We start from the raw sequence: 12,878 nt of genomic DNA on the forward strand, positions 1-12,878 counted from the left end.
TCAATGGTCAAAACCTGCGCTCGAAGCGCAGCAGCAGACGCTCACATTGCACGAGCAGTTTGAGCAGCAGGCGGCCCGCACCCCCGACGCGGTGGCGGTGGTCTACGAAGCGGAGCGTCTGACCTACCGGGAACTAAACGAGCGGGCCAACCGATTGGCCCATCGCCTGCAAGCGGTCGGCGTGGTGCCAGACATGCTGGTCGGCCTGTGCGTGGAGCGCTCGCTGCAGACGATCATCGGACTGCTCGGCATCTTAAAAGCGGGCGGTGCCTACCTGCCACTCGACCCGACCTATCCGCAAGATCGCCTCGCCTTTATGATCGAGGATTCGGGCGTGCAGGTGCTGGTCACCGAAGCGAAGCATCTGGACACCCTGCCCTCGCATGCAGCCATCGCTGTCGTCCTCGACGCGGAGGAGTTGCTTACGGCGGAGAGCACCGCCAACCTGTTGAGCGGGGCCACGCCGTCCAGTCTGGCCTATGTGATCTACACGTCCGGTTCGACCGGCCGACCGAAAGGCGTTTTGATCTCGCACCGTCATGTCGGTCGTCTGTTTGCAGCGACGGAGCACTGGTTCCAATTTGATGCATCCGATGTGTGGACGCTGTTTCACTCGTACGCGTTCGATTTCTCAGTCTGGGAAATCTGGGGCGCGCTGCTCTACGGCGGCCGTCTGGTCGTCGTACCGTACTGGATCAGCAGACAGCCGGAACAGTTTTGCGAGCTGTTGCTCAAGGAGCGGGTGACCGTGTTGAACCAGACGCCGTCCGCCTTCCGCCAGCTGATGCACGCCCAGATCGAGCGCGATGGATCTGAACCATTCCCCCTGCGCTATGTGATCTTCGGCGGCGAAGCGTTAGAACTGCAGGCGCTCCAACCCTGGTTTGACCAGCACGGCGATCGTCAACCGTCGCTGATCAACATGTACGGCATCACGGAGACCACCGTGCATGTCACCTACCGACCGATCCGAATCGAAGATGTCACACGAGCGGCCGGCAGTGTGATCGGCGTGCCGATCCCCGACCTGGAGGTCTATGTGCTCGACCGCCATCTCAGCCCGGTGCCACCCGGCGTGGTCGGCGAGATGTACGTCGGCGGGGCAGGGGTGGCGCTCGGCTATCTCAACCGTGCTGAACTGACCGAGGAACGGTTTATCGACCATCCGTTTGCCGAGCGAGGACGACTGTACAAGACGGGCGACCTCGCGCGCCTGCTCCCGAGCGGTGAGCTGGAGTATTATGGCCGGATTGACCAGCAGGTCAAAATCCGCGGCTTCCGCATCGAGCTGGGTGAGATCGAAAGCGCCTTGCAAAAACATCCGGCGGTGCTCGCATCCGTCGTGACCGCTCGCGAAGATCTGCCAGGGGACAAGCGACTTGTCGCCTATCTGGTCAGCAGGGAAGGCGAGGAGATCGACGGCGCAACACTGCGGGCGCATCTGCAGGAGATGCTGCCCGACTATATGATCCCTGCCGCGTTTGTCTCGCTGGAAGCGATTCCGCTGACTGCAAACGGCAAAACGGACCTGCGCGCCCTGCCTGCACCGCAAGCCTACGCGGTGAGCGAAGCGGGCTACATCGCACCGCGCACTCCAGAGGAAGCTGTGGTCACCCGCATCTTTGCCGAGGTGCTCGGTGTCGAGCAGGTCGGAATTTACGACAACTTCTTCGAAATGGGTGGTCATTCGCTCTTGGCGACGCAGGCTGTCTCCCGAATGCGCGAACAGTTCGGGGAGGGGGTTATGCTGCGCATCCTGTTCGAAGCGCCGACTGCAGCCGCCCTCGCTGCGCTGCTTGGTGCCCAAGCTGAAGGAAGGCTCGCGGCGCAGCCGATCGAACGAGCGTCGCGCGAGGACAGGTTGCCGCTCTCCTTCGCGCAACAGCGGCTTTGGCTGCTCGACCGGCTGATGCCGGGCAGCGCCGTGTACAACATTCCGGTTGCACTGCGCATTCAAGGTCGCTTTGACACCCGCTCGTTTGCGCAGAGCGTGCAAGCGCTGGTCAGACGACATGAGGCACTGCGCACCACGTTTGCGGAGATCGACGGTCAGCCTGTGCAAGTGATCTGCGACCACCTCACGCTCGACATGCCGCTTACCGATCTGACCGGACTGGCAGCGGAAGAGCTGGAGCGGACAGTGCTGCAACAGATCGAGCGAGAGGCGCAAACGCCGTTCGATCTGGCGCAAGGTCCGCTCTTGCGCACCGCCTTGCTGCAGACAGCGCCTGACGAACATGTGCTCTTGCTGACGATGCATCACATCATCTCCGACGGCTGGTCGATCGATGTGTTCGTCCGCGAGCTGACCGAGCTCTATTCGGCGATATCGGCCGACCGCCCGGCGCAGCTTGCCGACTTGCCGCTGCAATATGCGGACGTGGCCGTCTGGCAGCGCCGTACCCTGCAAGGAACGGCGCTTGCAGAGCAGATGTCCTATTGGACGAAGCAACTCGGCGGTGAACTGCCTGTGTTGCAACTGCCCACCGACAAGCTGCGCCCGCCCGTGCAGACGCACAGCGGCGCGATCGTCCAATTCGAACTGCCTGCTCCGCTTTTGCAAGCGTTGCAGTCGCTGTCAACAGAGAACGGGGTTACGCTGTTCATGACCTTGTTCAGCGCCTTCGTCACTCTGCTCGCACGCTATACGGGACAAGACGACCTGCCGATCGGCACGCCGATCGCCGGACGCTCTCGCCGCGAGACGGAGGGACTGATCGGGTTCTTCGTCAACACGTTGGTGTTGCGCGCCGACCTGTCGGGCAACCCGCCGTTCACCGAACTGCTCGGTCGGGTGCGCGAGACAGCGCTCGGCGCCTACGCGCATCAAGATGTGCCGTTTGAAAAATTGGTCGAGGAGTTGGAGCCGAAGCGCGATGTGTCCCGCACGCCGTTGTTCCAAGTGCTGTTCGCGCTGCAAAATGCGCCGTTCCACTCGATTGAACTGCCCGAGCTGTCCTTTGTCAGCATCGAGACGCCCAACCGCTTCAGCAAGTTTGACCTTGAACTCAACCTCCAAGAGACGGCAGACGGACTGCAAGGCAACTTGAAATACAACATCGACCTGTTTGAAGCGGCGACCATCGCCAGAATGGCCGAACATTACCACACGTTGCTGTGCGGAATCGTTGGCGATGCACAGGCGACGATCGCCACGCTGCCGATCCTCACCGAGCGAGAACTGCAGACGCTGCAGGGGGAAAACTTGGCGCTTCCGGCACCGGCAGGACTGGTGCACCAGCTGTTTGAACAGCAGGTCCTCCGCACGCCTGCGCACACGGCAGCCAGCTTTGCCGAGCAGCAACTGACCTACCGCGAGCTGAACGAGCGGGCCAATCGGCTTGCCCACCACCTGCGGGCGAGCGGGGTGGGGCCAGAAGTTCGCGTCATCCTGTACGTCGAACGGTCTCTCGAACTGGTGATCGGTCTGCTGGCGATTCTCAAGGCGGGAGGAGCGTATGTGCCGCTCGACACCGCACATCCGGATGACCGCATTCAACTGATCCTTGAGGATGCGGAAGCTCCGGTGATCGTCACGCAGTCGCACTTGCGAGACCGACTGCCACAGATGAATGCTGCTGTCGTCTGCCTCGACTCGGAGCAGACAGAAATCGACGCCCAGCCGGCAGACAACCTCTCGCTGCAAAACACGGCAGATCATCTGGCATATATGATCTACACCTCGGGCTCGACCGGCCGTCCGAAAGCGGTGATGGTCGAACATGGCAACCTGATCGCCACGCTGAGCGCAAGCGGTGAGCAATTTGCCTTCCGCGAAGGTGAGATCATGCCGTGGATCGCGTCGGCCGCGTTTGACATCGCGCTGTTCGAGCTGATGAACCCGTTGCTGCACGGCGGCACCTCGGTCATCCTGACCCGAGAGCACACGCTCGACCTGCCGCGGCTCGCCCGCGACTTGAGCGGGTACACGGCGATCCATGCCGTTCCGAGCCTGATGCGGCAACTTGCCGAGACGGTGCGGGAACAAGCGGGCGATGCGGCTCTCTACAGCAAATTGCGCAAAATTTTCACCGGGGGCGATGCGGTGCCGCCCGATCTGCTCTCCATGCTGCAAGAGGTGTTCCCGCACAGCGAGATCCATGTGCTCTACGGTCCGACCGAAGGGACGATCATCTGTGCGCAACACCCGGTGGCAAACGCGGAGCTGTCCGGCAGATTCCTGATCGGCAGGCGGATGAACCATGCGCGCTTGCAGGTCTGTGACCGATATGGACAGCTGGTGCCAAACGGTGTGCCTGGCGAGCTGTACATCGGCGGCCCTGGGGTCACGCGCGGCTATTTCAACCAACCTGCTCTGACCGAGGAGAAATTTGTCCAGCGCGACGGCAGCCGCTGGTATCGCACCGGCGACCTCGTGCGCCGACTGGCTGACGGCACGCTGGAATTCCTCGGCCGCATCGACAACCAAGTGAAGATTCGCGGCTTCCGCATCGAGCTTGGGGAGATCGAAACGGCGTTGATCGAACATGACCAGGTACAACAAGCGGTCGTCATCGTCGACGAGGACGGTGCGGACAGACGATTGATCGCCTATGCGGTGCTCGCAGAAGGGCAGTCGGTCGATGTCGGTTCGCTCCGCGAGCATCTGAAGAGCAAGCTGCCCGCCTACATGGTGCCATCTGGCTTTATGCTGCTCGATCGCTTGCCGCTCAACGCGAATGGCAAAGTGGATCGCCGCCAGCTGCCGGCCTGGACACCTTCCGCAGCGGAGAGCCAAGCGTATTTGGCACCGCGCACCCCGGTGGAAGAAAAGCTGGCTGCGATCTGGACGGATGTGCTCGATCTTGAACAGGTCGGGGCGGAAGACAACTTCTTTGAGCTCGGCGGTCACTCGTTGCTCGCCACGCAGATCATTTCGCGCATCCGTCAAGAGTTCAGCGTGGAGTTGCCTTTGCTCTCCTTGCTGCAAGCGCCGGTGATCAGCCAACTGGCAGCGGTGATCGAGCAGAAGCAGCAAGCCGGGCAGATCGCCCAGCGTCCGCAGATCAAAGGAAGATCTCGTGATGCCCATCGCCGCAAGCGATGATCGCTAGAGATCGTCAGCGAAAGAGAAAGAGGAGGTGTTCACATGTCAGAATTTACAAGCGAAGCGGCCGCTGCTGACGTCGACATGACAGAAGAGGGGGCAGGCGAGGAGGTGTTCGTTTTCCCAGCCTCCTTCGCCCAGCAACGGTTGTGGTTTTTAGACAGGCTGTTAGAAACAAACGCGCTGTACAACATCCCGTTTGCTGTGCGCTTTCAGGGCCGACTTCATTCGACCGCGCTGGAAGCGGCCATTCGCGAGATCGTAGCAAGGCACGAAGTGTTGCGCACCACCTTCGAGCTGGAGGAGGAAGAACTGATTCAAGTCGTGGCAACCGACACAGACTTCACGTTGCCGATCCTCACCGTGTCGGAAGGGCAAGTGCAGGAGCTGGCCAGCGCCGAAGCTGCGGCTCCGTTCGATCTGGAAAAAGGCCCGCTGCTGCGCGCTAAGCTGTTGCGCCTTGCTGAAGAAGAACATGTCTTGCTCTTCACCATGCACCACATCATCTCGGACGGCTGGTCGTTCGGTGTGCTGATGCGCGAACTGACCGCCCTGTATGATGCATTTTCCAAAAATCTGCCGTCACCGCTGCCAGAACTGCCGATTCAATATGGCGATTATGCCTGTTGGCAGCGTGAATATTTGGCAGGGGAGGTGTGGGACGAGCAGCTGTCCTACTGGACCGAACAGCTGGGCAGCTCGCCGCCGATGTTGCAATTGCCGTTTGATCGCCCGCGACCGCCCGTTCAGAGCAACCGGGGAACCACAGAGAGCTTTCAGCTCTCTGTGGAGCTCACTCAGGCTTTAAAAACGTACGGTCACCAGCAGTCGGCCACCCTGTTTATGACGATGCTGGCTGCGTTTCAAGCGCTGCTCTCCCGCATTTGCGGTCAGGACGACATTGCGGTCGGCACCCCGATCGCTGGCAGGAGCGGCGAAGAGACAGAGTCGTTGATCGGCTTTTTTGTCAACACGCTGGTCATTCGTACCGACCTGTCAGATCAACCGAGTTTTGAGCGGTTGCTCGCCCGCGTGGCGGAGCGGACGAACGATGCGTATGCGCATCAAGACATTCCGTTCGAGCAGTTGGTTAAAGAGCTGCAGGTGGAGCGCGACCGCAGCAGTTCCCCGCTGTTTCAGGTGATGTTTGCTCTGCAGAGCGAATCTAATCGGTCGATCGACCTGCCCGGCTTGACCGCAAGCCCGGTCGAGTTCGAGCACAGCCTTGTCAAATTTGACCTATCTGTCACCTTTCAGGACCTCGGCGACCACATCTGCGGCCATTTTTCCTATAACACAGACCTGTTTGACCGCCGGACGATCCAACAGATCATCAGGTATACGCAAACGCTGTTACAAGGGGTGGTAGAAGACCCACACCGTCCGGTTGCAGAGCTCGCCCTGATGTCCGACTGGGAGCTCGATCAGCTGCTTCATACATGGAATGATACGGCTATTTCTTATCCGTCTTGCTCAGTATCCGAATTGTTCGAACGACAGGTGGAGAGCGCGCCGCAGCGAGTGGCGATCTCCTTTGAAGAGGTCGAACTGACCTACGGCGAATTGAACCGAAGAGCGAACCGCTTGGCCCGTTCGTTGCAAAAGCATGGCGTGGTGCCAGAACAGTTTGTCGGGCTGTGCATGCAGCGATCCCCCGAGATGGTGGTGGCGTTGCTCGCCATCTTAAAAGCTGGAGCTGCTTATGTTCCGATCGATCCGGACTACCCTGCGGAGCGCGTCTCCTATCTGCTCGACGACGCACAGGTCAGCCTGTTGCTCACACAAACCCACCTGCTCGATCGTCTGCAGGGCACCCAGGCTCGACCGCTCTGCATCGAAACGGAAGAGGCGGCGGCAGCAGAGGAGAGCGGGGAAGACCTGCAGATCGAGATCGATCCACACCAACGAGCGTATGCGATCTACACATCGGGCTCGACCGGTCAGCCAAAAGGGGTGGTCGTCTCTCATCGGTCGATCGTCAACCTGGTGCGAGCGAGCGACTATGTGCGCTTTGGGCCTGATGAAGTCTTTCTGCAGGTGGCATCCATCTCGTTTGATGCCGCGACCTTCGAGCTATGGGGAAGCCTGTTGAACGGTGCACGCCTCGTGATCTTTCCGCCGCATCGGCCATCGCTGCAAGAACTTGGCCAAACGGTGCGCACGGCTGGTGTCACCACCTTATGGTTGACAGCCGGGCTGTTCCACCAGATGGTCGACGAACAGCTCGCAGACCTTGCCGGCGTGCGACAATTGCTCGCTGGGGGAGATGCTTTATCAACCGCGCATGTCAAAAAGCTTTTGAATGCGCTTCCGAACACAGCGTTGATCAACGGATATGGGCCGACAGAATGTACCACCTTTGCCTGCACCCACACGGTGACCTCCGCAGCACAGCTCGCTGCTACCGTTCCGATCGGTCGCCCGATCGCCAACACGCGCGCCTATGTGCTCGATGCTCGGCAGCAGCCATCACCAACTCTCGTGCCGGGGGAGCTGTACATCGGCGGTGACGGTCTCGCCCTCGGCTACCATAACCGCATCGAGTTGACCGCTGCGCAATTTGTCGAGATCGAACTGAATAGCGGCAAAAAGGAGCGCCTGTATCGCACCGGCGACCTCGTGCGCTGGTTGCCAGATGGAACGCTTGAGTTCAAAGGCCGCCTCGACCACCAGATCAAACTGCGCGGCTTCCGCATCGAGCTAGAGGAGATTGAAGCGGTGCTGATGGAACAGGCGGGGCTGCAGACGGCGATGGTCATCGCGCGCGATGATGCGTCGGGCGACAAGTGTCTCGTCGCCTATCTCGTGCCGGAAGCGGATCGCGAAGTGGATCTCGGCGAGATCCGCCACAATCTGCGAGAACGGCTTCCCGACTATATGATTCCGTCCGCTTTTCTCACGCTGGAAACGCTTCCGCTCACCGCGAACGGCAAGGTGGATCGCAAGTTGCTCCCAGAGCCTGATCTGGCCGACATGACGCCAAGCTACACGGCGCCGCGCACGCCGGAGGAGGAGATCGTCGTCGCAGTTTTTGCCCATGTGCTGCGCAAAGAGCAAGTCGGCATCCATGACGACTTCTTTGCGCTCGGCGGTCATTCACTGCTGGCCACATTGGCAGTGTCCCGCTTGAGCACCGCCTTTGACAGGCAGTTGCCCCTGCGCTGCTTGTTTGAAGCGTCGACAGCATCTGAGCTGGCCATCTGGATCGACCGGGCGAACAGCCAGGTCGAAACAGAAGTTCTGCCGCCGCTGCTCGCCTTCGATCGCGGCGACTCACTACCGCTTTCCTTTGCTCAGCATCGCCTGTGGGTCCTCGACCAGATAGCGCCAGGTTCGTCCGCCTACAACATTCCGTACGCGGTGCGGCTGCGCGGACAACTTGACAAAAGCATCCTGGCGCAGAGCATCGGTGAGATCGTCAGGCGCCACGAAGCGTTGCGCACCACCTTTGCGGAGGAGTACGGCGAACCGTACACGATCATCGGCGAGCCTGCCAGCCTCGACATCGAGCTGACCGACTTGACCGCTTGGGGGGATGAGGAGCGAACAGCCGAACAGATGCGGTTGATTCTTTCGCACAGCGAGCGCCCCTTCGATCTGCAGGCAGGGCCGCTCGTCCGCTTCGCTTTGCTGAAGGTGGATACAGATGAACATGTGCTCCTGCTGAACATGCACCACATCATTTCGGACGGCTGGTCGATGGGCGTGTTTACACGCGAGCTGTGCGAGCTTTATCAAGCTTTTGCCCAAGGGGAACGGTCACCGCTGCCGGAACTCCCGATCCAGTATGCGGACTTCGCCTGCTGGCAACGCCAGTGGATGCAAGGCTCCGTCTTAGACCGACAGCTCTCCTATTGGAAAACACAGCTCGGAGGAGAACTCTCGCCGTTGGAATTGCCGACCGATCGCCCGCGAAAGGCGGTGCAAACACATGTCGGTGCCAATGAACGCTTCAGCTTGTCGCCGGAGCTGTCTGAGCGATTGCAATTTTTTTCCCGCGAGCAGGGCGCTACGCTGTTCATGACGCTGTTGACCGCCTTTCAATCGCTGCTCGCTCGTTACAGCGGCCAACTGGACATCGCGGTCGGCACGCCGGTCGCCGGTCGTGGACGAGAGGAGACGGAAGGCTTAATCGGCTTTTTCGTCAACACGCTGGTCATGCGCACCGACCTGTCAGGACAGCCTAGCTTCCGCGAATTGCTTCAGCGCGTCAAAAAGGTTGCGCTCGGCGCTTACGAGCATCAGCACGTCCCCTTTGAAAAACTGGTTCAGGAGTTGCAGCCGGAACGAGATCGGAGCCGCTCGCCCTTGTTTCAAGTGATGTTTCTGTTGCAGAACACCCCGCGCCAATCGATCTCGCTCCAGGGGTTGACGGTGACAGACATCGAGTTTGAGCGCCCCGTATCCAAGTTTGACATGTCGCTCGGCCTGACCGAGACGGCAGAAGGGATCAGCGGCACCTGGACCTACAATACCGACCTGTTCGATCGACAAACGGTGAAGCGGATGATCGCACACTTTGAGCGCCTGCTGCAGGCGATGGTCGATCAGCCAGATCAGCCTTTCACCTCCTTGCAGCTCCTTTCGGCAGCTGAGCAGCACCAACTGCTGATCGAGTGGAACGACACCGACGTGGAATATCGGTCGCCCGCCTCTCTGCACGAGCTGTTCGAGCGACAAGCGGCACAGACCCCCGACGCACCTGCTGCAACGTTTGGCGACCAGACACTCACCTACGCAGAATTGAACCGCGAGGCAAACCGCATCGCTCACACGCTGCGTGAGGCGGGCGTCGGCCCCGAGGTATTGGTCGGCATCTGCACCGAACGCTCACTGGCGATGCTGACCGCCACCTTGGGCGTGCTCAAGGCGGGCGGTGCCTATCTGCCGCTCGATCCAACCTATCCGCGCGATCGTCTGAGCTTCATGATCGCAGATGCCAAGCCGCTTCTGTTGCTCGCCCAGCAGACGCTGGCGGACCGACTGCCAGACTTCGACGGAACAATCGTTCCGCTCGATGCGCAGAACAGTCCGTTCAGCCAAAACGATGACAATCCAGAACTGCGAACGAGCGAAGATCAATTAGCCTATGTGACCTATACATCTGGCTCGACCGGCACGCCCAAAGGTGTGATGAGCGTGCATCGCGGCGCGGTGAACTACTTGCAGTACATCGCCAACACGTATCGCCTCGACGCTGAGGATCGGGTGTTGCAGATCGCCTCGTACTCTTTCGATGCTTCTGTCCGCGACATGCTGGGGCCGCTGATCACCGGCGCGCATGTCATCTTGGTGCCAGACGAGGTGATCAAGCATCCACCAGCTTTGCTCACAGCGTTGCAAGAACATCGTGTGACGGCGCTCTTGAGCATCGTGCCCACCTTGCTGCAGGCGCTGACCCAAGCGACCGAGAGCGCAGCCGTTCGCGCGGAGAGTGTTCGCCTGGTGCTGACCAGCGGCGAAGTGCTGTACCGCTCGGTGGTGGAGCAAGCGCGCGCCGCCTTTCATCGGGACGTTGTGATCGTCAACCAGTACGGTCCGACCGAATGTACGATGACATCGACCTACCGTCAGCTCGAACCGACCGACCTCGTCCGTACTGAGATGCTGGCTGGCCGTCCGATTCCGAACAATCGGTTGTACGTGCTGGACGAAGCAAAGCATCCCGTTCCGATCGGCGTGGCTGGGGAAGTCTACCTCGGCGGTGCGGGGGTGACCCGCGGCTATCTCAACCGCCCGGAACTGACGGCAGACTCCTTTCTGGCGAATCCATTCCGCCCGGAGGAGCGCCTCTACAAGACGGGTGACAGAGCGCGATTGCTCGCTGACGGCACGCTGGAATTTCTCGGCCGCCTGGACAATCAGGTCAAACTGCGCGGATTGCGCATCGAGCTGGGAGAGGTGCAGGCAGCGCTGACTCGCCATCCTCTGGTGCAGGATGCTGTGGTGATCGTCCGCACCGATGCAGGCATCGAAAGGTTGGTCGCCTACTTTATCACGGAGCAGGGAAGCGGGGAAGTGGAAAGCGGTCAGCTGCGTCAGTTCCTCCACGAGAGTTTACCCGAGTACATGTTGCCTTCTGTGTTCGTGCGGATGGAGCGTTTCCCGCTTTCGGCAAATGGCAAGCTTGACCGCCGAGCGCTGCCCACGCCGCAGGAGGGGATCGCCAAGCGCGAATATGTGGCACCGCGCACCCCTGTGGAAGAGGTGGTCGCAAGCGTTTGGGAAGAGGTGCTCGGCGTGGAAAAAGTGGGCGCCCGCGACGACTTTTTCGAACTTGGCGGTCACTCGCTGCTCGCCACACAGATCGTCTCGCGGCTCAATGCGGCCTTCCAGCTCCAGATCTCGCTGCAACGTCTGTTTGAAGCGCACACAGTCGAGACGCTTGCGAGCGTGATCGACGATCTCTTGTTTGACGAAATTTTGAAGATGGGCGCAGAGGAAACAGAGTAAGGCAACCGTAACGCCAAGAAAGCATTTTCATCGATGCAACCGATCTACCAAATCAACCAAAAGGTGGTTTCGCCATGTCTTCCTCCTTGCTGGCTCCACTCAAACTTCGTTCTTACCGCAGGCTGGTCATCGGAGATATCCTCTCCGGTTTCGGCAACTGGTTGGATATCACAGCCTTGATGGTGCTGTTGGTCTATCAATGGGGCCTCGGGCCGAGTTCAACCGCTACTCTGATGGTCACACTGGGCATTCCGATGGTCGTCTTGGGCCCGATTCTCTCCGTTTGGGTCGACCGTCTGCCGCTGAAAGGCTTTGTGCTCACCATCGTCGGGCTGCGCGTCCTGCTGATTCTTGGACTGATCTTCGTGCCGAACTTTTACGCGCTGCTGGTGATCGTCTTCTTGCGGGCAACGCTCGCCACCCTGTTCTTCCCAGCTCGTCAGGCGATGGTGCGCAGCTTGGTGCCCAAAGAGCAGTTGGCAAGCGCCATCTCGGTCGGCCAACTGTCGCTCAACCTGACGATGATCGCAGCTCCGGCTATCGGCGGAGCGCTGATCCCGTTTATCGGCACCAAAACGATTTTTGCCATCGAAGCCGGCCTCGTCTTCCTCGCTTTGCTCGTGCTGACCGGGTTGCCGAAGATGGAGCGCCCGAAAGCTCCGCTGCCGACAGGGGACGGCCGCACGCAGTCCGCACCGCAAAAGGGCAAGTTCCTGACCGAGCTCAAGGCGGGCTTTGCGCACATCGCCGGCAGTCGGCAATTGACAGTGGCGATCCTGCTGATCTCGATCGGGATGTTTCTCGTCTTCCTCTATGACGGTCTGCTGGTCATCTGGGCAAAAGGGATCGGGTTTGGCGAATCGGGCTATGGATTGATGATGAGCGTGATCGGCTTGGGGAGCGTAGGGGGTGCCTTGCTCGCCGGGTCGGTGCAATCCTGGCGAAAATCGCCGCTGCGCCTGATGGCGCTGGTCGGTCTGCTCGCCGGCCTGCTCAACATCGTGATCGGGCTCGGCGGTCTGCAGATCTTCACGCTTGCGCTCCCCCTGTGGAGCATCCTGTTCCTGCTGTTCGGTCTGTGCGGTGCGGTCGCCACCGTGCCGTTCGGCTATCTTTTGCAAACTGAAACGCCGGAGCATCTGATCGGCCGTGTGTCCAGCGTATCGGCATCGATGCAAAATGCGGTCACGCTGCTCGCCCCGGCGATCGGAGCCACTTTGGCCGAGTTCTATTCGGTTGGTCCCGTCTTCATCGGTGCTGGTGTGCTGATGTTCTTGCTCGCCATGCTGACGCTGCTCTTTTTGCGCCGCATCTTGGGCAAGAAACACCATCTGCCGCTTCAAACAGATTCTGCAGCACAGTGATTTTATTCATTCAA

Annotated in this window: 2 protein-coding genes and 1 pseudogene; all 3 read left to right on the plus strand. The window is 60.1% G+C overall.

Annotated features, from left to right (window positions below; genetic code table 11):
- Window positions 1-58: 58 nt before the first annotated feature.
- Window positions 59-5,047, plus strand: a pseudogene (locus tag ACFSOY_RS21240) (amino acid adenylation domain-containing protein); the annotation flags it as partial.
- A gap of 42 nt (window positions 5,048-5,089) precedes the next feature.
- Window positions 5,090-11,500 carry an amino acid adenylation domain-containing protein gene (locus ACFSOY_RS00835; RefSeq protein WP_386043389.1) on the plus strand — a complete coding sequence of 2,137 codons (6,411 nt, stop codon included), beginning with the start codon at window positions 5,090-5,092 and terminating at the stop codon, window positions 11,498-11,500.
- A gap of 74 nt (window positions 11,501-11,574) precedes the next feature.
- Window positions 11,575-12,864, plus strand: a complete 1,290-nt coding sequence (locus ACFSOY_RS00840) for an MFS transporter (protein WP_386043391.1) — start codon at window positions 11,575-11,577, stop codon at window positions 12,862-12,864.
- Window positions 12,865-12,878: the final 14 nt, after the last annotated feature.

Origin of the sequence: Tumebacillus lipolyticus (genome assembly GCF_042682745.1) — a bacterium.
Taxonomy (GTDB): Bacteria; Bacillota; Bacilli; order Tumebacillales; family Tumebacillaceae; genus Tumebacillus_A; species Tumebacillus_A lipolyticus.